The sequence below is a fragment of the Gammaproteobacteria bacterium genome, assembly GCA_030680605.1.
In the GTDB taxonomy this organism is placed as follows: domain Bacteria; phylum Pseudomonadota; class Gammaproteobacteria; order SURF-13; family SURF-13; genus JAQBXX01.
The window spans coordinates 45,779-72,517 of the sequence record JAUXUQ010000012.1 but is presented as its reverse complement, the minus strand read 5'-3'; the positions used below and the strand labels follow the sequence as shown (position 1 = coordinate 72,517).

22 protein-coding genes are annotated in these 26,739 nt (G+C 61.1%); 13 read left to right on the top strand and 9 right to left on the bottom strand.

Going from position 1 to position 26,739, the window contains the following annotated elements; translation table 11 throughout:
• Nucleotides 1–169 precede the first annotated feature (169 nt).
• The 5 genes from waaA to Q8L89_06565 all read left to right on the top strand — a co-directional run bounded on the left by waaA (nucleotide 170) and on the right by Q8L89_06565 (nucleotide 9,707).
• Entirely contained in the window at nucleotides 170–1,441 is a 1,272-nt protein-coding gene (gene waaA / locus Q8L89_06585; GenBank protein MDP1708715.1) for a lipid IV(A) 3-deoxy-D-manno-octulosonic acid transferase, read from the top strand.
• Entirely contained in the window at nucleotides 1,438–2,652 is a 1,215-nt protein-coding gene (locus Q8L89_06580) for a UbiH/UbiF/VisC/COQ6 family ubiquinone biosynthesis hydroxylase (protein ID MDP1708714.1), read from the top strand. The genes waaA and Q8L89_06580 overlap by 4 nt, the downstream gene beginning before the upstream one ends.
• A 65-nt stretch (nucleotides 2,653–2,717) precedes the next feature.
• On the top strand, nucleotides 2,718–5,294 hold the full coding sequence (gene clpB / locus Q8L89_06575) for an ATP-dependent chaperone ClpB (GenBank protein ID MDP1708713.1): 2,577 nt from the start codon (nucleotides 2,718–2,720) through the stop codon (nucleotides 5,292–5,294).
• A 343-nt stretch (nucleotides 5,295–5,637) separates the two neighbouring features.
• Nucleotides 5,638–8,466, top strand: a complete 2,829-nt coding sequence (locus tag Q8L89_06570) for a ribonucleoside-diphosphate reductase subunit alpha (protein ID MDP1708712.1) — start codon at nucleotides 5,638–5,640, stop codon at nucleotides 8,464–8,466.
• 77 nt (nucleotides 8,467–8,543) lie between these two features.
• The gene (locus tag Q8L89_06565) at nucleotides 8,544–9,707 is read left to right on the top strand and encodes a ribonucleotide-diphosphate reductase subunit beta (protein MDP1708711.1); all 1,164 of its coding nucleotides are present in this window, start codon (nucleotides 8,544–8,546) and stop codon (nucleotides 9,705–9,707) included.
• A gap of 169 nt (nucleotides 9,708–9,876) precedes the next feature.
• Here Q8L89_06565 and Q8L89_06560 read toward each other — a convergent pair whose 3' ends face one another.
• Nucleotides 9,877–11,175: an HlyC/CorC family transporter gene (locus Q8L89_06560; protein MDP1708710.1), complete on the bottom strand. Its 1,299-nt coding sequence runs from the start codon at nucleotides 11,173–11,175 to the stop codon at nucleotides 9,877–9,879.
• Between the two features lie 106 nt (nucleotides 11,176–11,281).
• On the bottom strand, nucleotides 11,282–12,091 hold the full coding sequence (gene ccsA, locus Q8L89_06555; protein MDP1708709.1) for a cytochrome c biogenesis protein CcsA: 810 nt from the start codon (nucleotides 12,089–12,091) through the stop codon (nucleotides 11,282–11,284).
• 36 nt (nucleotides 12,092–12,127) lie between these two features.
• Between ccsA and Q8L89_06550 the strand changes: the two genes are divergently transcribed.
• The 5 genes from Q8L89_06550 to hflD are packed head-to-tail and all read left to right on the top strand — an operon-like array spanning nucleotide 12,128 to nucleotide 15,517.
• On the top strand, nucleotides 12,128–12,574 hold the full coding sequence (locus Q8L89_06550) for an NUDIX hydrolase (GenBank protein ID MDP1708708.1): 447 nt from the start codon (nucleotides 12,128–12,130) through the stop codon (nucleotides 12,572–12,574).
• A gap of 6 nt (nucleotides 12,575–12,580) precedes the next feature.
• Nucleotides 12,581–13,195 carry a hypothetical protein gene (locus Q8L89_06545; GenBank protein ID MDP1708707.1) on the top strand — a complete coding sequence of 205 codons (615 nt, stop codon included), beginning with the start codon at nucleotides 12,581–12,583 and terminating at the stop codon, nucleotides 13,193–13,195.
• Nucleotides 13,192–13,785 carry a hypothetical protein gene (locus Q8L89_06540; protein ID MDP1708706.1) on the top strand — a complete coding sequence of 198 codons (594 nt, stop codon included), beginning with the start codon at nucleotides 13,192–13,194 and terminating at the stop codon, nucleotides 13,783–13,785. The genes Q8L89_06545 and Q8L89_06540 overlap by 4 nt, the downstream gene beginning before the upstream one ends.
• The gene (mnmA, locus tag Q8L89_06535) at nucleotides 13,782–14,879 is read left to right on the top strand and encodes a tRNA 2-thiouridine(34) synthase MnmA (protein MDP1708705.1); all 1,098 of its coding nucleotides are present in this window, start codon (nucleotides 13,782–13,784) and stop codon (nucleotides 14,877–14,879) included. Before Q8L89_06540 ends, mnmA begins: the two co-directional genes overlap by 4 nt.
• Nucleotides 14,876–15,517 (top strand): high frequency lysogenization protein HflD, encoded by a 642-nt coding sequence (hflD, locus tag Q8L89_06530; protein ID MDP1708704.1) that lies wholly within the window; start codon nucleotides 14,876–14,878, stop codon nucleotides 15,515–15,517. The genes mnmA and hflD overlap by 4 nt, the downstream gene beginning before the upstream one ends.
• A 224-nt stretch (nucleotides 15,518–15,741) precedes the next feature.
• Here hflD and acnB read toward each other — a convergent pair whose 3' ends face one another.
• Together acnB and Q8L89_06520 are read right to left on the bottom strand one after the other, a co-directional pair.
• Complete coding sequence (gene acnB, locus Q8L89_06525; GenBank protein MDP1708703.1) at nucleotides 15,742–18,297, bottom strand: bifunctional aconitate hydratase 2/2-methylisocitrate dehydratase; 2,556 nt, start codon at nucleotides 18,295–18,297, stop codon at nucleotides 15,742–15,744.
• A gap of 39 nt (nucleotides 18,298–18,336) precedes the next feature.
• A complete protein-coding gene (locus tag Q8L89_06520; protein MDP1708702.1) occupies nucleotides 18,337–18,966 on the bottom strand; it encodes a uracil-DNA glycosylase family protein in 630 nt (209 codons plus the stop codon).
• Between the two features lie 45 nt (nucleotides 18,967–19,011).
• Between Q8L89_06520 and purB the strand changes: the two genes are divergently transcribed.
• The 3 genes from purB to Q8L89_06505 are packed head-to-tail and all read left to right on the top strand — an operon-like array spanning nucleotide 19,012 to nucleotide 21,772.
• A complete protein-coding gene (gene purB, locus Q8L89_06515) occupies nucleotides 19,012–20,379 on the top strand; it encodes an adenylosuccinate lyase (protein MDP1708701.1) in 1,368 nt (455 codons plus the stop codon).
• Nucleotides 20,380–20,388: 9 nt separating this feature from the next.
• A complete protein-coding gene (locus Q8L89_06510; protein MDP1708700.1) occupies nucleotides 20,389–20,928 on the top strand; it encodes a hypothetical protein in 540 nt (179 codons plus the stop codon).
• A gap of 1 nt (nucleotide 20,929) precedes the next feature.
• The gene (locus Q8L89_06505) at nucleotides 20,930–21,772 is read left to right on the top strand and encodes a secretin N-terminal domain-containing protein (GenBank protein ID MDP1708699.1); all 843 of its coding nucleotides are present in this window, start codon (nucleotides 20,930–20,932) and stop codon (nucleotides 21,770–21,772) included.
• Here the strand turns inward: Q8L89_06505 and Q8L89_06500 are convergent.
• From Q8L89_06500 to acs, 5 genes are all read right to left on the bottom strand, one after another.
• A complete protein-coding gene (locus tag Q8L89_06500) occupies nucleotides 21,769–22,401 on the bottom strand; it encodes a MarC family protein (protein MDP1708698.1) in 633 nt (210 codons plus the stop codon). The two genes, Q8L89_06505 and Q8L89_06500, sit on opposite strands and share 4 nt — an antisense overlap.
• A 3-nt stretch (nucleotides 22,402–22,404) precedes the next feature.
• A complete protein-coding gene (locus Q8L89_06495; protein ID MDP1708697.1) occupies nucleotides 22,405–23,424 on the bottom strand; it encodes a hydrolase in 1,020 nt (339 codons plus the stop codon).
• Between the two features lie 30 nt (nucleotides 23,425–23,454).
• Complete coding sequence (locus Q8L89_06490) at nucleotides 23,455–23,889, bottom strand: tetratricopeptide repeat protein (GenBank protein MDP1708696.1); 435 nt, start codon at nucleotides 23,887–23,889, stop codon at nucleotides 23,455–23,457.
• A gap of 73 nt (nucleotides 23,890–23,962) precedes the next feature.
• On the bottom strand, nucleotides 23,963–24,655 hold the full coding sequence (locus Q8L89_06485) for a hypothetical protein (GenBank protein MDP1708695.1): 693 nt from the start codon (nucleotides 24,653–24,655) through the stop codon (nucleotides 23,963–23,965).
• Between the two features lie 82 nt (nucleotides 24,656–24,737).
• Nucleotides 24,738–26,705: an acetate--CoA ligase gene (gene acs / locus Q8L89_06480; protein ID MDP1708694.1), complete on the bottom strand. Its 1,968-nt coding sequence runs from the start codon at nucleotides 26,703–26,705 to the stop codon at nucleotides 24,738–24,740.
• Nucleotides 26,706–26,739: the final 34 nt, after the last annotated feature.

Here is a 26,739-nt window from a genome sequence, read left to right as displayed (position 1 = left end):
GCCCGTCTCGTGCGCGGGTACTATCAGAGTTTCGCTGAGGCCGATGTGAGTGCGTTGCGCTAAAAAACAGGTACAAGGACAAGGTGCAAGGTACAAGTAAGCGACGAAAGAGTTGCGGGTGTGCTGGCCTTTTCTTGTATCTTGTAACTTGCCACTTGTATCTGCTTCTATGAGACATACGTACACCCTGCTGTTATACCTTTTGCTTCCTTTGGTGCTGTTGCGCCTGGTCTGGCGCGGGCTGCGCGCCCCGGCCTACTGGCGGCGCTGGCCGGAGCGCTTCGGTTTTGTCCCGCTGGCGCCGACCGCTAACCCCGTCATCTGGCTGCATGCGGTCTCGGTCGGTGAGGTGCAGGCGGCAGCGCCGCTGGTGCGCGCACTCATGGCGCGCTATCCGCAACACCGCGTCGTGTTGACGACCATGACGCCCACCGGCGCGGAGCAGGTGCGAGCAAGCTTCGGGCAGGGTGTGACGCACTGTTACGTGCCCTACGACCTGCCGGGCGCAGTGCGGCGGTTTCTGGTGCGCGTACGCCCGAGCATCGCCATCATCATGGAGACCGAACTGTGGCCGAATATTTTTCACGGCTGTCATGAGCGTGCGATTCCGCTGCTGCTGGTCAACGTGCGCCTGTCGGCGCGCTCTGCTGCGGGTTACCGGCGTGTTCGCAGTCTGACGGCCGAAATGCTGGGGTGCGTCAGCGCAATTGCCGCGCAAACGCAGAAGGACGCCGCGCGCATCATCGCCTTGGGGGCGGAGGCCGCCCGCGTGCGGGTCACCGGCAGCATCAAGTTTGATATCAATATGCCAGCCAGTCTGCACGAAGAGGCCGCCGTTCTGCGCCGCAGCCTGGGCGCAGAACGCGCGGTGTGGATTGCGGCGAGCACGCGCGAGGGCGAAGAGACAATGATTCTGGAGGCCTATGCCAGTGTGCGGCGTAGCCTGCCGCAGAGTTTGCTGGTGCTGGTGCCGCGTCACCCCGAGCGCTTTGCCAGGGTGGCGGCGCTGTGCCGCAGGCACGGATTCAACACCGTGCTGCGCAGCGAACCGCGCTCATGCGACGCGAGTACGGAGGTGTTTATTGGCGACAGCATGGGCGAACTGGCGTTGCTGTATGCGGCGGCGGATGTCGCCTTCGTCGGTGGCAGTCTGGTGCCTGCGGGCGGCCACAACATGATCGAACCCGCCGCACTCGGGCTGCCGGTCATCTTTGGGCCACATGTGTTCAATTTTGAGGAGGCGAGCCGTCTGCTGCGCGAGGCAGGTGCGGCCGAACAGGTGAGGAACGTGGAACAGCTTGCCACAACCGTGCTGTCATATCTCACGGATGCCAATCTGCGTCATGCGACGGGCGAGAAGGGCAGGCAGCTGGTGCAACAGAATCGCGGCGCACTGGATAAAGTGTTGGGTATCGCGGCAGGGGTCATACCCGCACCATGAGTGCGCGCAGCTACGATGTGGTTATTGGCGGCGCCGGCATCGTCGGCGCCGCCCTGGCCTGCGCCCTGGGCGGCACCGGTTTGCGCATCGCACTGGTCGAGGCGAGACAGCCCGCGCGTGCGTGGCCCGCACACAGCCGCGACCTGCGGGTGAGCGCAATCACTGTTGGCTCAATGCGGGTATTGAATGCGCTGGGCGTGTGGCCGGCCATCGCGGCACAGGCACAGCCGTTTTATGCCATGCGGGTGTGGGACGCTGCCGGCGGATCAATTCATTTTGACAGCGCCGATATCGATACCGACCAGCTCGGATGCATCGTGGAAAACCGCGTGTTGCAGCGCGCACTGCTTGAGCGTGTGGCGCAGTATGCGAATATCGAATGGCGCTGTCCGGAAAGCGTCAGCGGCGTCGAGTTCGGCGCAGACCGGGCCCAGTTAAAGACAGCGGCAGGGAGCACATTGCACGCGCGTCTGGTGGTGGGTGCTGACGGCCCGGATTCCGGCATCCGGCAGCTTGCCGGCATCAACACGCATGGCTGGGCCTATGCGCAGAGCGCGCTGGTGGTCAACGTCAAGACCGGGCAGTCGCACCAGGACACTGCCTGGCAACGGTTTCTGCCCGGCGGCCCGCTGGCCTTTTTGCCGCTCACTGACGGGTACAGTGCCGTGGTGTGGTCGCTGCCTACGGCCGGGGCCGAGCGTTTGCGCGTGCTGGATGAGGCTGCATTTGGCCGTGAACTGGAGGCCGCGTTCGAGTCGCGCCTCGGCGCTATCGTGCAGGCCGGGCCGCGCGCATGCTTTCCGCTGCGGCTGCTGTGGGCCGAGCGCACCGCACAGGCGCGTCTGGCCCTGATTGGCGATGCTGCGCACACGGTGCATCCGCTGGCGGGCCAGGGTGTTAACCTGGGTATCATGGATGTTGCGGTGCTGGCCGAGGTGATTGCCGACGCGCATGTGCGGCACAAGGACATCGGCGCTTTGAGTGTGCTGCGGCGTTATGAACGCTGGCGCAAGGGTGATGTGCTGGCCACCGGCGCTGCACTGGAGGGCCTGCACCGGTTGTTCGGCAGCACGCGCACACCGGTGCGCTGGGCCCGCAGCGCAGGGTTGACACTGGCCGATGCGCTGGGCCCGCTGAAAAACCTGATCATGCGCCACGCAGCGGGTGTGGCAGGGGATCTGCCGCGGCTTGCGCGCGGCGCAAAACTTTGACGGGGCCACTTTAAAACGGCAGCAGGCGCCCCTATCTATAACGCTACCCTTAACGGAAATCAGCCATGCGCATGGACAAACTCACCACCAAGTTTCAGGCCGCGCTCGCCGAGGCGCAAAGCCTCGCCGTGGGCCGCGACCATCAGTTCATTGAGCCTGCACATCTGCTGACGGCGCTGCTCGATCAGGAAGGCGGCAGCGTGCGCCACCTGCTGACCCAGGCGGATGTCAACGTCAACCGCCTGCGTTCGCAGCTGGGCGAGATACTGGATCGGCTGCCCAGCGTTGAAGGCGCGGCGGGTGAGGTGCACGTGTCGAACGATCTGACGCGGCTGCTGAATGTGACCGACAAGCTCGCGCAGCAGCGCAAGGATCACTTTATTTCGAGCGAGCTGTTTGTGCTCGCGCTGCTGGAAGACAAAGGCATCCTGGGCGAGCTGTTGCGCAAGAGCGGCGCGGCCAGGGGCAGTATCGAGCAGGCTATCGAAAAAATGCGCGGCGGCAAGAAAATCGACGACCCCAACGCCGAAGAGCAGCGGCAGGCGCTGGAGAAATACACCATCGACCTCACCGAGCGTGCCGAGCAGGGCAAGCTGGACCCGGTGATCGGGCGCGACGACGAAATCCGCCGCACCATCCAGGTGCTGCAACGCCGCACCAAAAACAATCCGGTGCTGATCGGCGAGCCCGGCGTCGGCAAGACTGCCATCGTCGAGGGCTTGGCGCAGCGCATCGTCAATGGCGAGGTGCCGGAAGGGCTCAAGGGCAAGCGCCTGTTGTCGCTGGACATGGGCTCATTGATCGCGGGGGCGAAATTCCGCGGCGAATTTGAGGAGCGGCTGAAGGCGGTGTTGAATGATCTCGCCAAGCAGGAAGGGCAGATCATCCTGTTCATCGACGAACTGCACACGGTGGTCGGCGCCGGCAAGGCCGAGGGCGCGATGGACGCCGGCAACATGCTGAAACCCGCGCTGGCACGGGGCGAGCTGCACTGCGTGGGTGCCACCACGCTGGACGAATACCGCAAATACATTGAAAAGGACGCCGCGCTCGAGCGGCGCTTTCAAAAGGTGCTGGTGGACGAGCCGACGGTGGAGGACACCATCGCCATTCTGCGCGGCCTGAAAGGAAAATATGAATTGCATCACAACGTGGACATCACCGACCCCGCGATTGTCGCCGCCGCCATGCTCTCGCACCGCTATATCTCGGATCGCCAGTTGCCGGACAAGGCTATCGACCTGGTGGACGAGGCGGCCTCGCGCATCCGCATGGAAATCGACTCCAAACCGGAGGTGATGGACAAGCTCGAGCGGCGCCTGATTCAGTTCAAGATTGAGCGTGAGGCGCTGAAAAAGGAGGCCGATGAGGCCTCGCGTAAGCGCTTGGAGAATCTCCAGGGCGAAATCACCAAGCTGGAGCATGAGTATTCCGAGTTCGATGAAATCTGGAAGGCGGAAAAGGCGGCCTTGCAGGGTACCCAGCACATAAAAGAAGCGCTCGAGCGCGCGCGCATCGAAATGGAAACCGCGCGTCGTGCGGGTGACCTCGCGCGTATGTCCGAACTGCAATATGGGCGTATCCCGGAGCTGCAGAAGCAGCTCGACATGGCGACCCAGGCCGAGATGCAGGAGAAAAAGCTGCTGCGCAATGCCGTTACAGAGGAAGAGATTGCCGAGGTGGTGTCCAAGTGGACCGGCATTCCGGTCTCCAAGATGCTCGAGGGTGAACGCGAAAAACTGCTGCGCATGGAAGAGGCTCTGCACGGGCGCGTGGTGGGGCAGGATGAGGCGGTAAAGGCGGTGAGCGATGCCATCCGCCGGTCACGTGCCGGCTTGTCCGACCCCAACCGGCCCAACGGTTCGTTCCTGTTTCTCGGCCCGACGGGGGTGGGCAAGACCGAGCTGTCCAAGGCGCTGGCCGGATTTTTGTTCGATACCGATGACGCCATGATACGCATCGACATGTCCGAGTTCATGGAAAAGCACTCTGTTGCACGCCTGATCGGCGCGCCGCCCGGCTATGTCGGCTATGAAGAGGGCGGCTATCTCACCGAGGCAGTGCGGCGCAAACCCTATTCCGTGATCCTGTTCGATGAGATCGAGAAGGCACACCATGACGTGTTCAACGTGTTGCTGCAGGTGCTGGATGACGGGCGCCTCACCGACGGCCAGGGGCGGACCGTGGATTTTCGCAACGCAGTGCTGGTGCTGACGTCCAATCTCGGCTCGCAATTCATTCAGGAGACGGCGGGTGAGGAGAATTATGCGGCCATGAAGCGCGGGGTGATGGAGATCGTGGCCAACCATTTCCGGCCGGAGTTCATCAACCGTATTGATGACGTGGTGGTATTCCATCCGCTGGCGCGGGCACAGATCCATGCCATTGCCAATATCCAGATTGAGACCTTGCGTCAGCGCCTGCGCGAGCGCGACATGGGGCTGCAACTCAGCGAGGCCGCCCTCGACCAGATTGGGGCGGCGGGCTTCGACCCGGTGTACGGTGCGCGGCCGCTGAAGCGCGCCATCCAGCACAGCATCGAGAACCCGCTGGCACAGGAGATTCTCGCCGGTCACTTTGCCCCAGGTGACACCATCGCCGTAGACGTGAAGAACGGGCAGCTGGTGTTTAAGAAGCGCTGAGCCCGCAGCGTTCGGGGCCACTTCAGCCAGCCTGGCGTGGCTTTGGGCGGCGGTAATAGCCGCTGCCATATTTCCCCTCAAATCTCCTTGACAGCCATCGACTACAAGATGTAGTGTCATCACATCCTGTGACGCCCATCTTGTAGTGGTTTGCGCCAAGTGCGTATCCTGCAAAAAGGCCATCAGGTCCGATGGTTGCTGTTCGCGGTGATTGGATGAACTATCCAATATATTCAAAGACTTATGTGGCATTGTCACGACAGTGCCCGCTTTACCAAGGGGAAACAATATGCAGCATAAAGAGACTACCCCATCCACTGCAGTCCGTACCGAACCTGCACATATGAGCCCCCCTGAGACTGGCGGCACCGATGTGGCGGGGACAGCCCCCGGCCAGTTCCGTGTGATCCGTCGCAACGGCAAGGCTACGAGCTTTGACCCGGTCAAGATCGAAGTCGCCCTGACCAAGGCCTTTATCGCGGTGGAAGGCGGTAACAGCGCCGCCTCGGCGCGTATCCACCAGATCGTGCGTGGTTTGGCCGCACAGGTGGCGACCTCTATTACCCGCCGCCATGTGGGCAGCGGTGTGCTGCATATCGAGGAGATTCAGGATCAGGTCGAGCTCGCGCTCATGCGCGAGGGCCACCACAAGGTGGCGCGCGCCTATGTGCTGTACCGCGAGGAGCGTGCCCGGGAGCGCGCCGAAGAGAAGCTGGCCGGGGCCGCCGCCCAGGCCGAGGTGCCATCCGCGCCGTTGCATATCACCCTGCCCGATGGCAGCCGCCAGCCGCTCGATATGCAGCGTCTGCAGCGCCTGACGGAGGAGGCCTGCGAAGGTCTGGCCGAGGTGTCGGTACAGGCCATCGTCGAGGACACGCTGCGCAACCTGTTCGACGGTGTGGCCGAGGCCGACGTCGGCCGCGCGCTGGCGATGAGCGCGCGCGCACTCATTGAGCGTGAGCCGAACTACAGTTATGCCGCCGCGCGTCTGTTGCTGGACGAGTTGCGCCGCGAGGCGTTGCGCTTTCTGGGCGAAGGCCTGGTCACTGCCACCCAGGGCGAGATGCAGCAGCATTACCCGGACTATCTCGCGCACTATGTGCAGCGCGGCGTCAAACTCGAACTGCTCGACCCGCGCCTGCTGGAATTCGATCTCGCGCGTCTCGGCGCGGCGCTGAAACCCGAGCGTGACATGCAGTTTACCTATCTCGGCCTGCAAACCCTCTACGACCGTTACTTCCTGCACTCCAACGGTACCCGCTTCGAATTGCCACAGGCGTTTTTCATGCGTGTGGCCATGGGGCTCAGCCTGAAGGAGAGTGACCGCGAGGCACGCGCCATTGAATTTTACAATCTGCTGTCCTCGTTCGACTTCATGAGTTCCACGCCGACGTTGTTCAATTCCGGCACGCTGCGCTCGCAGCTTTCCAGCTGCTACCTCACCACGGTGGCGGACGATCTTGACGGCATCTACAGCGCCATCAAGGACAACGCGCTGTTGTCGAAATACGCCGGCGGCCTCGGCAACGACTGGACGCCGGTGCGCGCCATGGGCGCCCACATCAAGGGCACCAACGGCAAGTCGCAGGGCGTGGTGCCGTTCCTCAAGGTGGCCAACGACACCGCCGTGGCGGTGAACCAGGGCGGCAAGCGCAAGGGCGCGGTCTGCGCCTATCTTGAAACCTGGCACCTCGACATCGAGGAATTCCTGGAGCTGCGCAAAAACACCGGCGACGAGCGCCGCCGCACCCACGACATGAATACCGCCAACTGGGTGCCGGATCTGTTCATGCAGCGCGTGCATGACAACGCCGAGTGGACACTGTTCTCGCCCAACGAGACGCCCGACCTGCACGACCTGTGCGGCAAGGCCTTCGAAGCCGCCTACGTGCGCTACGAGGAAAAGGCCGCACGTGGCGAAATGAAGGTGTTCAAGTGCCTGCCGGCGCTGACGCTGTGGCGCAAGATGCTCAGCATGGTGTTTGAGACCGGCCATCCGTGGGTCACGTTCAAGGATGCCTGCAACCTGCGCAGCCCGCAGCAGCATGTGGGCGTGGTGCACAGTTCCAACCTCTGCACCGAGATCACGCTCAACACCTCGAAGGACGAAATCGCGGTGTGTAACCTGGGCTCCGTCAACCTGCCACAGCATGTCGGTGAGCGCGGACTCGACCTGGAAAAACTGGCGCGTACGGTGCGCACGGCAATGCGCATGCTGGATAACGTGATCGACATCAACTACTACAGCGTACCGCAGGCGCGTCATTCCAACCTGCAACACCGCCCGGTGGGTCTTGGCATCATGGGCTTTCAGGACGCGCTGCACAAACTGCGCCTGCCCTATACCTCAGAGTCCGCCGTGACGTTTGCCGATAATTCCATGGAGGCGGTGAGCTATTACGCCATCCTGGCGTCCACCGAGCTTGCTGCCGAGCGCGGCACCTATCCCAGCTTCCAGGGTTCGCTGTGGAGCCAGGGTATCCTGCCCCTCGACAGTATCCGCCTGCTGGCCGAGCAGCGTGGCGGCCATTTGACCATGGATACGCAGCCCAGCGCCGCGCTCAAGTTCGACTGGAACGGCCTGCGCGAGCAGGTGAAAACGACCGGCATGCGCAACTCCAACTGCATGGCGATTGCGCCTACCGCCACCATTTCCAACATCTGCGGCGTGGGCCAGTCGATCGAGCCTACTTACCAGAACCTGTTTGTGAAGTCGAACCTCTCGGGCGAGTTCACCGTGGTCAATCCCTACCTGGTGCGCGACCTCAAGGAGCGTGACCTGTGGGATGAAGTAATGGCGAACGACCTCAAGTATTTCGACGGTAGTGTGCAGCCTATCGCACGCATCCCCGCCGACCTCAAGGCCTTGTATGCGACCGCCTTTGAGGTCGAGCCGAAATGGCTGATCGAGGCCGGCAGTCGGCGTCAGAAATGGATTGATCAGGCACAGTCGCTCAACCTGTATCTCGCCGAACCCTCCGGCAAGAAGCTGGATGAGACCTACCGGCTGGCCTGGACATCCGGCCTCAAGACCACCTATTACCTGCGCACCATGGGCGCGACGCACGTGGAGAAGTCCACCGTCAAGGAGGGTGTGCTCAACGCCGTGGGCATGACGGCGCTGGTGGGGGCCTGCGCGATAGACAACCCGGAGTGTGAAGCTTGTCAGTGACAACAGTAGCGAGTATCAAGGCTTTCCCTCGCTACTCGCCACTCGCTACTCGCAACTGTATTTTCAGGAGAAAAGTTATGTTGAGATGGGATGAACCAGTTTCCGGCGCAAACCTTGCCGTGCACAAGGGTGCTGTTGCTGTTGCGGATGCTGTAGTGCTGGACTCGCCGCCGGTGGCCGCGCATGCGGGTGCAGTAGGTGTGGAGAATCTGGAGATGGGGGCGTCTCGGATTCGCGTGGATGACAAGAAGATCATCAACTGTCACGCCGACCTCAACCAGCTGGTGCCGTTCAAGTACACCTGGGCGTGGGACAAGTATCTTGCAGCGTGCAGCAACCACTGGATGCCGCAGGAGATCAACATGTCCGCCGACATCGCGCTGTGGAAGGACCCGCACGGGCTCACACCCGATGAGCGCACCATCATCAAGCGCAGCCTCGGCTACTTCTCCACGGCGGATTCACTGGTGGCAAACAATCTGGTGCTGGCGGTATACCGCCACATCACGAACCCCGAGTGCCGCCAGTATCTGCTGCGGCAGGCCTTCGAAGAGGCGCTGCACACCCATGCCTACCAGTACGTCATCCAGAGCCTGGGGATGGACGAGGCCGAGGTGTTCAACATGTACCGCGAGATACCGAGCGTGCATGACAAGGCCGCATTCACGCTGCCGTTTACGCAGGAGTTGTGTGACGTCAACTTCAAGACCGGCACACTGGAGGCAGATCAGCGCCTGCTGCGCAACCTGATTGGTTTTTACGTCATTACCGAAGGCATCTTCTTCTACGTCGGTTTCGTACAGATGCTGTCTTTCGGTCGCCGCAACAAAATGGTGGGTGCGTCCGAGCAGTTCCAGTACATCCTGCGTGACGAGTCCATGCACATGAATTTCGGCATCGACGTCATCAACCAGATCAAGCTGGAAAATCCTCAGCTGTGGACGCCGGAATTCCGCAACGAGATTGCGGCGCTGATCCGTGCCGGTGTGGATCTGGAATACCGCTATGCGGTGGATACCATGCCGCGTGGCGTGCTGGGCCTGAATGCCGCCATGTTCAATGACTATCTGAAATTCATCGCCAACCGGCGCTGCGTCCAGATAGGGCTGCCTGAACAGTACCCCGGCGCTACCAACCCCTTCCCCTGGATGAGCGAGGTACTGGACCTCAACAAGGAGAAGAATTTCTTCGAGACGCGTGTCACCGAATACCAGACCGGTGGTGCGCTGAGTTGGGATTAAGTGTTGTACCCGTAGTAGTTGTTTAACTTCAATCCAGCAAGGAGGTATGTATGCCAGCAGCAAAGAAAGCAGCACCTAAAGCAAAAGCAAAGGCCAAGGTAACCAAAAAGCCCGCGGCTAAAAAGAAAAAATAAGGCGGATTAGGCAAGACGGGCTGTGCCCGTCTTGCCTAGTTTTCAGTGGTGTTGGGTTGCCCCTCTCTGTTTTCGGGTTCCGCGAGAACACTGATGGTCAGTGTCTTCACCGCATTGGCCGTGATCTGGATGATTTCAATCAGGTAGTTACCGATACGCAGGCTGGTGCCGGGCTCCGGGATGGCTTCCAGATAATCAAGAATCAGCCCGTTCAGTGTTTTAGGGCCGTCGGTAGGGAGCTGCCAGTGCAGCAGGCGGTTGAGGTCGCGGATAGTGACGCTGCCGTCCACCAGATAGCTGCCATCGCCCTGGGGTCGCACCTCCTTGATACCGGTTAAAGGCCCGGTGGTGAACTCGCCCACGATCTCCTCAAGGATATCTTCCAGCGTTACCAGGCCCTGAATATCGCCGTATTCATTCACCACCAGCCCGACGCGCTCCTTCTGGCGCTGAAAATTCAGCATCTGCGTATTGAGGGGCGAGCCCAGGGGTACAAAATAGGGTTCCTGGGTGACGCTGACCAGCGACCCCTTGTCGAGGCCGTCGCGCGCCAGCAGGCGCAGGGCGTCGCGCAGGTGCAGCAGGCCGATTACATTTTCAATGCCGCCTCGGTGCACCACCAGCCGGGTGTGCGGGCAACTGGTAATCTGGGTGACGATATCGTTCCAGTCATCGTCGAGGTCGATGCCGGTGATCTCGTTGCGTGGAATCATGACGTCTTCTACCGTCACCTTTTCCAGATCGAGAATACCCAGCAGCATTTTCTGGTGTCGTTGCGGAATCAGTGCGCCGGCTTCATTGACGACGGTGCGCAATTCTTCATAACTCAAATGCTGCTCTTCGCCCTTGGTGGCGGTGATGCCGAACACGCGCAACAGCCCGTTCGCCAGTGTGCTGACCAGCCACACCAGCGGGTAGGCGATTTTGAGCAGAGGGCCGAGCACATAGGCGGCGGGGAAGGCAATGCGTTCCGGGTGCTGTGCCGCGAGCGTTTTGGGGGCGACCTCGGCAAAGATCAGCATGACGACGGTAAACAAGCCGGTGGCGATGGCGACACCAGCGTCGCCAGATAGCTTGAGGCCGATGAGGCCGGCGATCACTGCAGCGGAGTTGTTGACAAGATTGTTACCCAGCAAGATCAGGCCGATCAGCCGGTCCGTGCGCTGAAGCAGCGCATGGGCGCGCATCGCGCCGCGATGCTTGATTTTCACCAGATGGCGCAGGCGATAACGATTGAGTGTGAGCAGGCCGGTTTCTGCGCTGGAGAAAAACGCCGAGAGGAAGAGTAGCACTGTGAGTGCGCTAAATAGAATGCTGAGTGGGATATCATTCATAGAGTGTAGGCCGTATGGCAGAGAAAAGAGGTTGCTGAAATAGCCTGTGTACCGTACCCGTTGTGGGTGCAGCTCATTGTCACGGCCACATCAGGCAGAGCGGTGGTCAGCGTCCCAGCATGACTTCCAGCACCAGCTTGGTGCCGGTGTAGGCGAGCATCAGGACAAAAAAGCCTGAAAGCGTCCAGCGTATGGCGGTGCGCCCACGCCAGCCAAAGCGCCAGCGACCCCATAGCAGCGTGGCGAAGACCACCCAGGCCAGCAGCGACAGCAGGGTCTTGTGTACGAGGTGCTGGGCGAAGATGTTGTCCAGAAACAGCAGGCCACTCAGCAGTGCCAGGCTGAGCAGGGCAAAGCCAATCGAGATGATCTGAAACAGCATATCCTCCATGGTTTGCAGCGGCGGCAGCCCGCGCATGAAACCACCGGGATGCCGGTCACGCAGGTGGGAGTCCTGGATTGCGAGCAGCAGCGCCTGTACGGCGGCGATGCCGAGCAGACTGTAGGCCAGAATCGAGATCAGAATATGGGCATCCAGCCCTGTGAATACACCGTCAGTCAGCATCAGGTGACGGCTGGGGAAAATGGCGCTTAACAGCAGGGTGAGCGCTGCCAGCGGCAATAACCCGATACCCAGGTTTTCCACCGGCTTGGCGAGTGCGGTGAGCAGCAGCAGCAGGGCAATAAACCAGCCGACCAGCGAGGTGGCATTGAAGAAGCCGAGGTTGAGGCCTTCTGGGGTGCTGATGGCGGAGTGCAGCACCGAGGCGTGCAGGCCGGTGGCAATCAGGCCCATGGCGATCAGCCCCAGTTTGCTGGGCCGGGTCGTGGTCGCGTGTGACAGGCGCAGGGCGAGGAGCAACCCTGTCGCGAGGTAGAGCAGAATCGCTACAATCCCGACGATGCTTATATTCATTGCTCGATAGTCTACGTTTTATGCTATTTTTTGTCCATGAGCGACAAACCGCATATAACCGTGGCTGCGGTGGTGGAGGGTGCGGGGCGCTTCCTCGTGGTGGAAGAGGAGGCCGACGGGCGGGTGGTGTATAACCAGCCTGCGGGCCACCTGGACGACGGCGAGACGGTGCTGCAAGCGGTGGTGCGGGAGACACTGGAGGAGACGGCCTGGCATTTCGCGCCGCAGGCCATTGTGGGGATTTACCGCTGGCGCAGCCCGGCCAATGGCATAACCTACGTGCGTGTGTGCTTCAGCGGCACCTGTCTGCAGCATGAGGCCGGGCGCAGCCTGGACAGTGGAATCCTGCGTGCCCTCTGGTTGTCACGCGATGAGCTGAGCGCGCTCGGTGAGCAGTTGCGCAGCCCCATGGTGCTGCGTTGTATCGATGATTATCGTGCAGGCAAGACCTATCCACTCGGCCTGCTTACTGAGCTGGCATAACCCACCATGCGCTGTGTTAACAGTTTTGTTCTCGCACTGGCATGGGGTGTCAGCGTGTGGGGGATAGGGTCTGTTTATGCAGATACCTTCGTGCGAGGGGATATCATTACGGACCCTGCGCCGGAACGGTTTTCAGTCTGCTCCGGGCATACCTGCCGCGAGGTGACGCAGGTGTCCCTGACGCCTGTGCAGTGGCAGCAGGTGCGCGATCGATTTTCATCGCCGGCTGAAACTGCCGAGGATGAGCGCAGGGATATCGCGCACGGAATTGCGTTTATGGAGACCCTGGTCGGCCCATTGGCAGGCACATTGAATGACAAGGGGCGCAATTTTCAGGGCGTAGGCACAGATGGGCAGATGGATTGTATTGATGAGTCCACCAATACCACCAGCTATCTCACGATGCTGGTGCAGGAGGGTCTGGTCACTCGCCACAGCGTACAAGACCGTGTGACGCGTGGGTTTTTCATCTTCGGCTGGCCGCATACCACGGCGGTGATACGTGACAACGAGAGCGGAGAACGGTTCGCGGTGGATTCCTGGTTTCTCGATAATGGGGAACCGCCGTTTATATTGCCGTTACGGGTGTGGCAGGACGGCTGGGAGCCGCCGGCGTCATGAGCTGCATACCATACGTGCTGGTGACGGGCTGCCTGCTCGGAGCAATACCCGTGTGTAGCGCGCAGGCAGACGCCGCGGCCTTCAAGGGGCTGCAGGTCTGCTATAACTTCGAGTGCAGCCGTAGGCAGTTTGTCTGGCTCAGTGACCAGCAATGGCAGTCCACGCGCGCCCTGTTTTCCCCGGCCGCCACCTCGGCGGCAGAAGAGCGTGCCATGATCCGGCGCGCCATCGCGCAACTGGAGGAGTTCACCGGTGTCCTTGCCGGTACCTCGGCTGATCGGGGCGGCAACGTGGCCGGTGCTGGCCTGCCGGGCCAGATGGATTGCATTGATGAATCCACCAACACCACCAGCTATCTCAGCCTGTTGCAGCAAGACGGACTGCTGCGCTGGCACGAGCTGCAGGAACGTGCGCGTCGCTCGAAGTGGGTGCTGGATGTGCACTGGACGGCCGTGATCCGCGAGTCGGTCAGCGGGCAGCGCTGGGCGGTTGACTCGTGGTTTCTCGATAACGGCGAGCCGCCGTATATCCAGCGCCTTGAAGGCTGGCTCGACAAAGAGGATTTCCCTGAACAAGAAGGGCGTCCATGAGTAAGCGCGTTATGGTGGGTATCTCAGGCGGCGTAGACTCCTCCGTCGCCGCATGGCTGTTGTTGCAGCAGGGCTATGAAGTGCACGGCTTGTTCATGAAAAACTGGGAGGGCGATGACAGCGAGGGACAGTGCAGCGCCGCAGAGGATTTTCAGGATGCGAAAGAGGTGTGCGCCAAGCTCGACATCCCCCTGCATGCCGCAAACTTCGCAGGCGAGTACTGGGAGCGCGTGTTCAGCTATTTTCTGGAGGAATACCGCGTCGGCCGCACACCCAACCCCGATGTGCTGTGCAACAAGGAGATCAAGTTCAAGAGTTTTCTCGAGCATGCGCTGGCACTCGGTGCGGAGATGATCGCCACCGGCCACTATGCGCGTGTCGTCCGGCGCGGGGGCCAGAGTCATTTACTGAAGGCCTGCGACCTCAACAAGGACCAGAGTTATTTTTTACATGCCCTGGGCCAGAAGCAGTTGGCGGCCACCCTGTTTCCGCTCGGCGAGTTGACCAAGCCCGAGGTGCGCGCCATTGCCGCCGAGCAGGGGTTTGTGAATGCCGCCAAGAAAGACAGCACCGGCATCTGCTTTATCGGCGAGCGCAACTTCAAAAACTTTCTCTCGCGCTATCTGCCCGCCCAGCCGGGTGAGATACGCAGCGCAGATGGCGATCTGCTCGGCAAACACGATGGCCTCATGTATTACACGCTGGGGCAGCGGCAGGGTCTGGGCATCGGCGGGCAGCAGGCCATGAGCGGCGAGGCGTGGTACGTGGTGAGCAAGGACATGGCCAGCAACACGCTGATCGTGACGCAGGGTCATGACCATCCCCTGCTGTACAGTCAGGGCCTGACCGCGCAGGATCTCTGCTGGGTGGCGGGCAGTGCGCCACCCACGCCGCTTTCGTGCATGGCCAAGACCCGTTACCGGCAGGCGGATCAGCCCTGTACGCTTGCGCACACAGAAAATGGTACATGTGAAGTACGGTTTGACGCGCCGCAACGCGCGGTCACGCCCGGCCAGTCGGTGGTGTTTTATCAGGGTGAAGACTGTCTGGGCGGTGGCGTGATAGAGTCTATTTGGAAAGAGGGCGTGGCATGATATTTACCTATAAAGACCGTGTGCTGGCGTTGGCCGGCATTTTTCAGGCCTGCCGTCTGGTGCAGCAGGCAGCGCGCAAAAACATGGTCGATAATGAGGCGCTGGAAGCCTGTCTGGTCAGCATCGTCAACGTCAATGCCGACACTACGGCGGCGGTGTATGGCGGCACGCAGGCGCTGCGGCTCGGGCTGCGCACCTTGCAGGAGCAACTCGACAAGGGTGCGGTGCCGCGTGATCTCGAGCTCGCACGCTATGTGGTCAGCGTGATGCATCTGGAGCGGCAACTGGCCAGGCAGCCGGAAATGCTGAGCGGTATCGGCGTGGCGATTGAGGCCACGCAGCAAAAGCGCGAGACGATGGCGATTACCCATCCGGAAGTCATCGCGCAACTGGCGGCCATCTACAGCGATACCATCAGCACCCTCGCGCCCCGCATCATCGTGCAGGGCGAAGAGGGCTATCTGTCCAACCCGGAAACCGCCAACAAGGTGCGCGCGCTGCTGCTCGCCGCCATCCGCTCGGCGTGGCTGTGGCACCAGGTCGGCGGCAGACGCTGGCAGTTGGTGTTTGGACGTGGCGCCATGGCACGCGAGGTAACGGCGCTGTTGCAGTCGCGGGAAGAAAATCCACCCAACTGATGTTGGGTTAACACTAGGGAACCTCTGATTAAGTCAGAGGTTCCTGCGGTGCAGGGATGCACCGCCCTGTTTCAAGCACGCAAGTGTTTGAAGCATGGAGAAAAGCAAAAACCACGTTTTTGCTTTTCGTGCTCTGAGAAGTCCATGACGGACTTATTCAGAGCTTCCCTGGATAGACATGATCGCAGTAGGTCGGATCAAGCGTAGCGGATCCGACACTATGATTACGTCCCAGCCGCCACCTCTTTCCCCGCCACCGCCGCATATTCCGCCATCTCATGGAAATTGAGGTAGCGGTAAATATTGTCTGACAGCGGCGCGATACGCTGGGTGTAGGTCATGTATTCTTCCATGGTCGGGATGTGTCCGAGCTTGGCGGTGACGGCGGAGAGTTCCGCCGAGCCCAGGTAGACGTTGGCCTCTTTGCCCATGCGGTTGGGGAAGTTGCGGGTGGAGGTGGACATCACCGTTGCGCCGTCCTTGACTCGTGCCTGATTGCCCATGCACAGCGAGCAGCCCGGTACTTCAGTGCGCGCACCGGCACGGCCAAAGGTGGCGTAGTAGCCTTCTTCGGTGAGTTGGTGGGCGTCCATGCGCGTGGGTGGCACCACCCACAGCCGCACCGGCACTTCGCCGCCGTCTTCCAGAATCTTGCCCGCCGCGCGGTAGTGGCCGATGTTGGTCATGCACGAGCCGATAAAGACTTCATGCACCGGGTCACCGGCCACGGCTGACAGCGGCTTGATGTTGTCCGGGTCGTTAGGGCAGGCCAGCAGCGGCTCGGTGATGGTGTTCATGTCGATGTCGATCACGGCGGCATAGTCGGCGTCCTTGTCCGCTTCCAGCATCTCGGGCTTGGCGAGCCAGGCTTCCATGGCCTGAATGCGCCGCTCCAGCGTGCGCCGGTCTTCGTAGCCGCTGGCAATCATCCACTTCAGCAGGGTGACGTTGGAGGAGAGGTATTCGATCACCGGTTCCTTGTTGAGGCGCACGGTGCAGCCGTTGGCGGAGCGCTCCGCCGAGGCGTCGGCAAATTCAAACGCCTGTTCCACCTTGAGATCGGGCAGGCCCTCGATTTCCATCACGCGCCCGGAGAAGATGTTTTTCTTGCCCTTCTTGTCGAGCGTGAGCAGGCCCTGTTCCAGCGCGACGTACGGCACGGCATTCACCAGATCGCGCAGGGTAATGCCGGGCTGCATCTTGCCCTTGAAGCGCACCAGCACCGACTCCGGCATATTGATGGGCATGACGCCGAGCGCAGCGGCGAAGGCGACCAGGCCGGAGCCGGCCGGAAAGCTGATGCCGATGGGGAAGCGGGTGTGCGAATCACCGCCGGTGCCGACGGTGTCGGGCAGCAGCATGCGGTTCAGCCACGAGTGGATGATGCCGTCGCCGGGGCGCAGCACCACGCCGCCACGGGTGCGGATGAAGTCGGGCAGGTCGTGCTGCAGTTCGATGTCCACCGGTTTCGGGTAGGCCGCGGTGTGGCAAAAGCTCTGCATCACCAGTTCGGCGGAGAATCCCAGACAGGCGAGTTCCTTCAGTTCGTCACGGGTCATGGCGCCGGTGGTGTCCTGCGAGCCGACGGTGGTCATGCGCGCTTCACAATAGGTGCCGGGGCGTATGCCCGTCACGCCACAGGCGCGGCCAACGATTTTCTGCGCCAGGGTGTAACCCTTGCCGCTGTCTTTTTCGGCCTGCGGGCGGATGAAGGCAGCGGAAGGCTTTAAGCCCAGCAGCTCCCGGGTTTTGTCAGTGAGGGCGCGGCCGATGATGAGCGGTATGCGTCCGCCGGCCTGTACTTCGTCGGGCAGGGTGGCAGGCGTCAACTCAAAGCGCGCCAGCTCTTTGCCGTGCTCGTCGGTGATGCGCCCGGCGCGCGGATAAATCTTGATGACATCGCCGGTGTCGAGTGCGTCGACATCGCATTCAATCGGCAATGCGCCGGAGTCTTCGGCGGTGTTGAAGAAGATGGGCGCGATCTTGCCGCCCAGAATCACGCCGCCCTGACGCTTGTTCGGTACGCAGGGAATATCGTGGCCCATGTGCCAGAGCACGGAGTTGATGGCGGACTTGCGCGATGAACCGGTGCCGACCACGTCGCCGACATAGGCCAGCGGGTGGCCCTTTTTTTTCAGCGTGGCGATGGTCTCCAGTGCATCCGGCATTTTGCTGCTGAGCATGCTGCGGGCATGCAGCGGGATGTCGGGGCGGCTCCAGGCCTCGGCCGCGGGCGAGAGGTCATCGGTGTTGGTCTCGCCCGGCACCTTGAAAACGGTAACAGTGATTTCATCGGCCAGCGGCGTGCGTCGGGCAAACCAGATGGCATCCGCCCACGCCTGCAACACCCGCCTGGCCTGAGGATTGTGTTCGGCCTTGGTGGCGACATCGTGGTGGGCGTCGAAAATCAGCAGTGTCTGCCCCAACGCCTCTGCCGCGACAGGGCCCAGCGTCTTGTCATCCAGCAGATCAATGAGCGGGTGGATGTTGTAGCCGCCCAGCATGGTGCCGAGTAATTTTGTGGCCTGCGTGCGGTCGATCAGTGGGCAGCTTGCCTCACCCTTCGCCAGCGCGGCGAGAAACCCTGCCTTCACATAGGCCGCCTGATCTACACCCGGCGGCACGCGCTGCGTCAGCAGCTCAACCAGCAATTCGCCTTCAGCAGCGGGCGGCGATTTGAGCAGCTCGACCAGTTCCGCGACCTGTCGGGCGTTGAGCGGGAGCGGCGGCAGATTGAGCGCGGTGCGCTCGGCGACATGAAGGCGGTAATTTTTCAGCACGTAGGGGTTCCTGTGTATTGCTTGATGCAAACCATTATTTTACTGCTTTCGCGCACGTGCCGATACAGCCGTACCGGGGAAAAGCCGAGCCCGCACCTGTGCGCGCAGTGCAGGTACGACCTCGCGCTCAAACCACGGGTTGCGTCTGAACCAGAGAATATTGCGCGGGCTGGGGTGAGGCAGCGGGAGGTAGTGCGGCAGATACTCACGCCAGGCATGCACCGTGTCGGCCAGTGTGGCCTTCTTGCGCTTGCCCAGATAATAGCGTTGCGCATACTGGCCAATCAGCAGCGTGAACTCGATCTGCGGCAGCGCGGCGTGCAGCGGGGCGCGCCAAAGCGCAGCACACTCCGCGCGGGGTGGCAGGTCGCCACGCGCGCCTTTGCCCGGGTAGCAGAATCCCATCGGCAGGATGGCAATGCGGGCCTCGTCGTAAAAGATATCCCGGTCTATCGCCATCCAGTCACGCAGCCGGTCGCCGCTGGGGTCGTTCCATGACAGCCCGCTGGCGTGCACCCGTGTGCCCGGGGCCTGACCCACAATCAATAACCGTGCGGTGTGGCTGGCGCGGATGACCGGCTTCGGTCCCAGCGGCAGGTGCAGCTCGCAGGCGCGGCAGGCGCGTACCTCCGTGAGCAGTTTTTTCAATGTGCGGGCCGTCTTGGTCATAGGAAAGGCTATGATTAAGCTACGTTTAATTGTACGCTTAGAACTATGGAACTGAGCAAACTCATGGCCATTTCGCCGCTCGACGGGCGCTATGGCAATAAAACGGCAGCGCTGTCCCCCATCTTCAGTGAATACGGGCTGATGCGCCATCGGGTGCAGGTGGAAGTGCGCTGGTTGCAGTGGCTGGCGCGGGAGCCGAACATTCCGGAAGTACCGGCCTTTTCTTTTCAGTCCAACGCCGCCCTGGATGCCATCATCACCGGTTTCAATCTGGCCGATGCAACCCGCATCAAGGAGATCGAGCACACCACCAATCACGATGTGAAGGCGGTGGAGTACTTTCTCAAGGAAAAGGTGAGCGACCAGCCGGAGCTGGCGGACGCGAGCGAATTCCTGCATTTTGCCTGCACCTCGGAAGACATCAACAACCTTGCCTATGCGTTGATGTTGCTGGAGGCGCGTGAACGGGTGCTGTTGCCGCTGATGGACAAGCTGATTGCCGAGCTGCAGGCGCTGGCGCACCAGCTTGCCGGGCAGCCCATGCTGGCGCGCACGCACGGCCAGCCTGCATCGCCGACCACCTTGGGCAAGGAGATTGCCAATACCGTTTATCGCCTGCAACGGCAGCGTACGCAGTTGGCCGATGTCGCGCTGCTCGCCAAGTTCAACGGTGCGGTCGGCAACTACAACGCCCATCGGGTGGCCTACCCCGAAATCGACTGGCCGCAACTGGCGCAGGGCTTTGTGGAAAGCCTGGGGCTGGCATGGAACCCCTATACCACACAGATCGAACCGCACGATGCACTGGCCGAGCTGTTTGATGTCGTGCGCCGCTTTAATACCGTATTGCTCGATTTTAATCGCGATATGTGGGGCTATATCTCGCTCGGTTACTTTCGGCAGAAGACGGTGGCGGGCGAGGTGGGTTCGTCCACCATGCCGCACAAGGTCAACCCTATCGATTTTGAAAACTCGGAAGGCAATCTGGGCATGGCTAATGCCCTGCTGGAATTTCTCAGCAGCAAGCTGCCGGTGTCGCGCTGGCAGCGTGACCTGACCGATTCCACGGTGCTGCGCAATCTCGGTGTCGGTATCGCGCACAGCGTCATCGCCTACCAGTCCTGCCTGCAAGGCATCAGCAAGCTGGAGGCGGGTCACGCGGAAATCGACGCCGAACTGGAACGCAACTGGGAAGTACTGGGCGAGGCAGTGCAGACCGTGATGCGTCGCTACGGTATCGAACAGCCCTATGAGAAACTGAAGGCACTCACCCGCGGCCAGCGCATTGATCGCGCCGCCCTGCACAAATTCATACGCACGCTGGAGATCCCGGCGGAGAGCAGGGACCGGTTGCTGGCGCTTACGCCGGCGGACTACGTGGGCTACGCGCGGGAGCTGGCAGAGAAGGTGTAACTACGCTGGATGACTGAGGTTGGCGTGATGACGGGAGAATACACCCTGGAACACATGCAGCTCGGCAAGGATTCCGAACCGGTGCAGATTGCCACCCGCGCCGACAACCGCATGGCAGCCACTTCACTGGTCCGGCAGGGCAAGCGCTGTTTGCATATCTTCAGCCGTGATCTCGACCACACGGTGTATGACACCACCGCATTTATAACGGCTGTGCGCGGGCTTGCCACCCGCAGCCGCTACTCCCGGATTCGCATTCTGGTGCAGAATACCGAAGGCATTATCAAAAGTGGTCACCGTCTGGTGCAGCTTGCGCAGCAGTTGAGCAGTACCATGCAGATGCGCAAACCGGGACGTGAGCATCAGGCCTTGAACGAGGACTTTCTCGTGGTGGATAAGCTGGGGCTGCTGCACCGCAAGACAAGTGAGCGTTACGATGGCGTAGTGAATTTCAATGCCCCATTGGAGGCCGTGGCGATGGTGAAAATTTTTGACGAGATGTGGGACAGAAGCGAGTCCGATCCCGAATTACGCAGGCTGTACATCTGATATGACGATTATCCGATTCATTATCCTGTGTGTGCTGATGCAACCGGTGTTGGCTGCCGAGCCGACGCTGGAGATTATACCGCTTCGACACCTCACGGCGGAGCAGGCCGTCGCGCTGGTCAAGCCGTTCATCGACAAGGACGGCGCGCTGAGCGGCCATAACAATCAGTTGATCGTGCGCACCACGCCGGAGAATCTGGCGCAGATCAGGCAAATGCTGAAGACCCTCGATGTCGCCCAACGCCGCCTGCTGATCACGGTCAGGCAGGATGGCCGCAGCGATCAGGCCGACAGCGAGGCATCACTGCGTGGCAGTATAAAAAGTGGCGATGTGCGCATCAGCACCCACCGTGCACCGGCACCGCGTGATGGCGCCGAGGTTCGTATCATTCACAGTGACAGCCTGGTGCACGACAAAAACACGCAGCAGATACAGGTGCTCGAAGGCAACCCCGCCTTTATTGAAATCGGCCAGTCTGTCCCGGTAGTCGAGCGCAGCGTCGAGGGCAGTGGCATAGACCCGCGGTTGTACAGCAGCATCACCTACAAGGATGTGACCACAGGTTTTAGCGTGCTGCCGCGCGTGAGCGGCGACGTGGTCACACTGGAGATTGCTCCGCAACGTGCCACGCCCTCGGCGCAAGGCGGCGGCAGCATTGATATCGCGCAGATGCATACCACTGTCTCGGGCAAGCTGGGCGAGTGGATAGACATCGGTGGTGCGGTACAGGAGCAGGGTTCGAGCGCGAGCGAAATTGTCGCGTCGACGCGCGCGCTGCGCAATGAGCAGCATCGGGTGCTGGTCAAGGTTGAAGAGGTTGGCGCCCGCCTGTCATCGCCCTAGCGGGCAAGTACCGCAGTCACCCCGCGCAGAATAAATTCCATGGCCACCGCGAGCAGCAGCATGCCCATGAGGCGGGTGGTGATGCGCACGCCGGTGGGGCCGAGCGCGTTGAACAGGGGTCGTGCCAGGCTGAACAAGGCATAGAGCGCCGCCGCCGTGAGCAGAATGACGCCGCTCAACTGCAGGTGGCCCGAGATACTTCCGTGCTGTTGCTGGGCATAGAGGATCACCGTGGTAATGGTGCCGGGCCCGGCAAGCATCGGGATGCCGAGCGGCACCACGGAAACATCCTCGCGCGGGGTGGCGTCCGCCCCCCCTGCCTGCGTGCTCTGAATGCGCGAGGGCAGGGCGTGCAGCATCGACCACGCCATGGAGGCGAGAATCAGGCCACCGGCCACCTGAAAACTCGGCAGGCTGATGCCGATGAAGTTGAACAGGTACATGCCCGTGTACTGGAAGGCCAGCAGCGTGATCACCACGGTAATGATCATGCGCCGCAGCACGCGCCGCCGCTGTTGCGCATCCAGCTCATGGGTGAGTGACAAGTACAGCGGGATGACATCGACCGGCGCAAGCACCACGATGAGCGAGACAAACAGTTTGGCGAGCAGTATGCCGTCGATATCCATGAGTTATACGCCTGCTGTCGTCCGCCTGTGGTTGTCCGCTGCGGTCGTTGCGAGGGCAGCGGCGATATAGTCAGGGATGCGCTGCTCCAGCCAGTAGTTCAGCGCCCAAGGCAGAGTACCGCTGATAAAGCCTATGTGTCCACCGTGGCGGTGCAACTCAAGGCAGATGCTGGCGGAGAGTGCGTCCGACGTGGGGAGAGCCGTTGCGGGCAGAAAGGGGTCGTCCTGCGCCTGTGCCAGCAGTGTGGGTATGCGGATATGCGTGAGATAGGGGTGGCAGCTCGATTGCGCGTAATACGCCTCCACACTGGCAAAGCCGTGTAACGGCGCGGTCACTGCACTGTCATAGGCGCGCAGCGTATGCAGCTTTCCAAGGTTGGTGCCCAATGGCGAGGGCAGGCGGCTGAATTTTCGGTGTGCCGCAATGCGCAAACAGCGTGTCAGCCAATACTGGTAGATGCATGACCAACCCTGGTTGATGTGGTCAACCGAACGTGCGAGATCAAACGGCACCGACACCGCCGCCGCACAAACCAGCGGTGCCTGACTGCCTTGTTCACCCAGCCACTTCAGGAGCACATTGCCGCCCAGCGAACAGCCGATAGCAGCCAGCGGGGTTTCCGGTTCGCGGGCGCGCAACAGATTGACCAGCGTAGTGAAGTCGCCCGTATCGCCTGCATGGTAAAAGCGCGCCAGCCGGTTTGGTTCGCCACTGCAACCGCGAAAGTGCATCAGCACGGCGCGCCAGCCGCGCCGGTGCAAGGCCTGTAACAGGCCGCGTGCATAATTGGAGTTGCTGGAGCCTTGCAGGCCGTGCAGAAGAATCACTATTGGCCCGGACGTACCAGTCGTCCAGTCGAGGTCAAGAAAATCACCGTCCGGCAATTCCAGGCGTTCGCGTCGTAGCGCGGGCCGGGGTGCGCGTCGCAGCACGCTGGCCCACAGTGTCTGCAGATGGGCGTTGCGTAACCACCAGGCCGGCTTGAAACCGCCCGCCGCAAAATTGCGCCGATCATTCATCATCGGTGCATTCTACAAGCAAAGACGTGGTGTTTAGGGAGAGGGTGCCGTGGATTCGTTGATGATCTTGATGCGCGTCTGCGCGCCGCTGTGGCCCTTGGCTGCCGCCTTTTTGTACCAGCGCAGCGCTTCGGTGTTGTCTCTGGGGCGCCCCGCGCCGCCTTCGTGCATGAGACCAATATGGTACAAGGCCTCGACGTCTCCCAGTTCCACCGCCTTGAGATACCACTCCAGCGCCTTGTCATAGTTCTGCACCACGCTGAGGCCCATTTCATATTGCACGCCCACGATTCTGGCGGCGTCGGCATCACCGGTGTTCGCCTCTTCCATCAGCTCCGCCATGCCGGGCGACAACAAAACGCCCTGTTCTTCATTGGCGATGGGCTGTATTTTTTCCGCGTATGCCAGTGGCGTGCATATCAGCAGCCATGCTGCGGTTAGCCAGAGGAATGTTGTCCGATGAAGCATGTGTTGTCTCCTATTGAATGTACGTCTAATGCTATATGCGGCCAATGCGCTGCGCTATTACGATCTACCGTGCTCATATGGCGGTTGCCAGCGACATGCGAACGTGATCGGTGTCTTTGTTTCCGAACCAAATCAGCCAGGCAGTCTCGCTGTCTTCGGGTTGTGTCGGATCAGCACCAGGTTTCCAGGCGAGCCCAATCTTTGCGTGCTCCCATATGACTGACTTCAGGTAGGCAAGCTCTTTTTTCAGAACTATTCGTGCCGTTTCTCTCTTCTTCCTTTCCAGCTCCGCTCCGTTCGGCTTGTACGGGTTGGGCGTGTGAGCAAATCCACCGGCGGTCTGGTAGATACCGATCAGTCGGTCGTGCGTGAGCTTAGCTGCGGCTTCGCTGAAGTGCTTGGTTCCGTCTGGTTGCGCTGTCATTGGACCAAGAGGGCGGGGTAAAAAGTGAGGACTGATCTTGGAGAGGCGGACGAGAATGTCTGCGGCATTCCAGTCAAGGGTGTAGTCGCCCTTGTCTCTCGGATTTTTTTCAGCGTCTAGCTTGCGAGACCGTTGATAGCGCTGCTCGTCGGACACTATAGCGGAGAAGGTGATGAGTTCGATGATTCTCCGAACTTGGAGAAACGCACACTCGTTGTCGACTTCTTCGTTCCGCGTGAGCGGCTTCTTAGCGCCGAGAATTCGATCAACGGCACGGAGTCGGCGCTTGGTTTCGACCATTTGCTGAAGATAGAGCTCGTGTGGCTGGGGTGACGATGACATGTGAGTGTGATGAGCTGCGGGTCTGGGTGGATATCTGGCTAGAAATAGCCGTCATAAATGACGTGATTAATTGCATCGATCACTACGCCTTCCCCTGCAACTGCAACAATATACCTTCATTTTCCAGCGTCGAGGTGTCCTGCGTGATGGCTTCGCCGGCGGCGATGGAGCGCAGCAGGCGGCGCATGATTTTTCCGGAGCGGGTCTTGGGCAGGTTGTCGGCGTAGCGGATGTCGTCGGGGCGGGCGATGGGGCCGATCTGTTCCGTGACCCAGGCGCGCAGTTCCTTGGTGAGGGCTTCGTCTATGCCACCTGCCGGGCGGGCGCCTTTTAACACCACATAGGCAAACACGCCTTCGCCTTTGATGTCATCAGGTCGGCCGACCACGGCGGCTTCGGCGACGCGCGGGTGGGCGACCAGCGCCGATTCGATTTCCATGGTGCCGAGGCGGTGGCCGGAGACCTTGAGCACGTCGTCGGCGCGGCCCATGATCCAGAAGTAGCCGTCTTCGTCTTTGTGCGCGGTGTCGCCCGCGACGTAGTACTTGTTGTTGAATTTCTTCCAGTAGGTGTCGAGGTAGCGCTGTTCATCACCCCAGATGCCGCGCAGCATGAACGGCCACGGTTTGGTGATGACGAGATAGCCACCCTGATGGGCGGCGCTGATGCTGTTGCCTTCTTCGTCGACGATGTCCATCGCGATGCCGGGCAGCGGCAGGGTGCAGGAGCCGGGTTTGGTGGGCACGGCGCCAGGAATGGGCGCGATCATGTGCGCGCCGGTTTCGGTTTGCCACCAGGTGTCGGTGATGGGGCAGCGCTCATGGCCGATGTGCTGGTGATACCACATCCATGCCTCGGGGTTGATGGGCTCGCCCACCGTGCCGAGCAGACGCAGTTTGGATAAATCATATTTGGCGGGTAGCTCGTCGCCCAGCTTCATCAGGCCGCGGATCGCGGTGGGTGCGGTGTAAAAAATGGTGACGCCGTGGCGTTGGCAGATGTCCCAGAAGCGGCCCGCGTCGGGGATGGTTGGCGCGCCTTCGTACATGAACATGGTGGCGCCAGTCGCCAGCGGGCCGTAGGCGACGTAAGTGTGGCCGGTGACCCAGCCGACATCGGCGGTGCACCAGAAGACGTCGTCGTCGCGGATGTCGAACACCCATTGCATGGTGACGGTGGCGCCGAGCAGATAACCGGCGCTGGAATGCTGAATGCCTTTGGGTTTGCCGGTGGAGCCGGAGGTGTAGAGCAGAAACAGCGGGTGCTCGCTCTCCACCCACACCGGGTCGCACTGGTCGGCCACGTTGGCGGTGGCATCATCCCACCACACGTCGCGCCCCGGCTGCATGGCGATCTCCTGCCCGCTGCGCTTTAACACGATGACGGTTTCAATGCTGGCGCAGCCGTTGGCCAGCGCCTGATCGGCGGCGGCCTTGAGCTCGATGATCTTGCCGCCACGGGTGCCACCGTCGGCGGTGATGAGCAGCTTTGCGCCCGCGTCTTCGATGCGGTCCTTCAGGGATTGGGAGGAGAAACCGCCGAACACCACGGAGTGGATGGCGCCGATGCGGGCGCAGGCCTGCATGGCGACGACGGCCTCGGGCACCATGGGCATGTAGATGACCACGCGGTCGCCTTTTTCGATGCCTTTGGCCTTGAGCGCATTGGCGAGACAGCAGACGTCGCGGTGCAGTTCGGCGTAACTCAGGCGGCGGATATCGCCTTGCTCGCCTTCAAACAGGATGGCGGTTTTTTGCGCCTTGTTCTTGAGATGTTTATCCAGACAGTTATAGGAGACATTGAGCCGACCGTCGTCAAACCAGCGGTAATGCGGTGGTGTGCTGTTGTCGAGGATGTGGGTGAAGGGTTTTTGCCAGCTGATTTCACTGCGCGCCAGCCCGGCCCAGAATTGTTCATGATCCTGCGCAGCTTGCTGATGCAGGGTTTGCAGCGCCTGCATGCTGGGAATGCGTGCGTGGGCAGAGAATGCGGGCGGCGGCGCAAACTGCCGCAGTTCGTGCAGGGTGGATTCGAGGTTTTTATTATTCACGTCACGGTCTCAGATCAGGTGAAAAATAAGGCCA

Excerpts from the sequence above, each read along its gene's own strand:
- hflD (MDP1708704.1), top strand. The coding sequence starts at position 14,876 with ATGATATTTACCTATAAAGACCGTGTGCTGGCGTTGGCCGGCATTTTT.
- Q8L89_06495 (MDP1708697.1), bottom strand. The coding sequence starts at position 23,424 with ATGATGAATGATCGGCGCAATTTTGCGGCGGGCGGTTTCAAGCCGGCC.
- Q8L89_06545 (MDP1708707.1), top strand. The coding sequence starts at position 12,581 with ATGCGCTGTGTTAACAGTTTTGTTCTCGCACTGGCATGGGGTGTCAGC.
- Q8L89_06500 (MDP1708698.1), bottom strand. The coding sequence starts at position 22,401 with ATGGATATCGACGGCATACTGCTCGCCAAACTGTTTGTCTCGCTCATC.
- Q8L89_06520 (MDP1708702.1), bottom strand. The coding sequence starts at position 18,966 with ATGACCAAGACGGCCCGCACATTGAAAAAACTGCTCACGGAGGTACGC.
- Q8L89_06565 (MDP1708711.1), top strand. The coding sequence starts at position 8,544 with ATGTTGAGATGGGATGAACCAGTTTCCGGCGCAAACCTTGCCGTGCAC.
- Q8L89_06570 (MDP1708712.1), top strand. The coding sequence starts at position 5,638 with ATGAGCCCCCCTGAGACTGGCGGCACCGATGTGGCGGGGACAGCCCCC.
- clpB (MDP1708713.1), top strand. The coding sequence starts at position 2,718 with ATGCGCATGGACAAACTCACCACCAAGTTTCAGGCCGCGCTCGCCGAG.
- waaA (MDP1708715.1), top strand. The coding sequence starts at position 170 with ATGAGACATACGTACACCCTGCTGTTATACCTTTTGCTTCCTTTGGTG.
- purB (MDP1708701.1), top strand. The coding sequence starts at position 19,012 with ATGGAACTGAGCAAACTCATGGCCATTTCGCCGCTCGACGGGCGCTAT.
- Q8L89_06510 (MDP1708700.1), top strand. The coding sequence starts at position 20,389 with ATGACTGAGGTTGGCGTGATGACGGGAGAATACACCCTGGAACACATG.
- ccsA (MDP1708709.1), bottom strand. The coding sequence starts at position 12,091 with ATGAATATAAGCATCGTCGGGATTGTAGCGATTCTGCTCTACCTCGCG.
- Q8L89_06560 (MDP1708710.1), bottom strand. The coding sequence starts at position 11,175 with ATGAATGATATCCCACTCAGCATTCTATTTAGCGCACTCACAGTGCTA.
- Q8L89_06485 (MDP1708695.1), bottom strand. The coding sequence starts at position 24,655 with ATGTCATCGTCACCCCAGCCACACGAGCTCTATCTTCAGCAAATGGTC.
- Q8L89_06505 (MDP1708699.1), top strand. The coding sequence starts at position 20,930 with ATGACGATTATCCGATTCATTATCCTGTGTGTGCTGATGCAACCGGTG.
- Q8L89_06540 (MDP1708706.1), top strand. The coding sequence starts at position 13,192 with ATGAGCTGCATACCATACGTGCTGGTGACGGGCTGCCTGCTCGGAGCA.
- mnmA (MDP1708705.1), top strand. The coding sequence starts at position 13,782 with ATGAGTAAGCGCGTTATGGTGGGTATCTCAGGCGGCGTAGACTCCTCC.
- Q8L89_06490 (MDP1708696.1), bottom strand. The coding sequence starts at position 23,889 with ATGCTTCATCGGACAACATTCCTCTGGCTAACCGCAGCATGGCTGCTG.
- Q8L89_06550 (MDP1708708.1), top strand. The coding sequence starts at position 12,128 with ATGAGCGACAAACCGCATATAACCGTGGCTGCGGTGGTGGAGGGTGCG.
- Q8L89_06580 (MDP1708714.1), top strand. The coding sequence starts at position 1,438 with ATGAGTGCGCGCAGCTACGATGTGGTTATTGGCGGCGCCGGCATCGTC.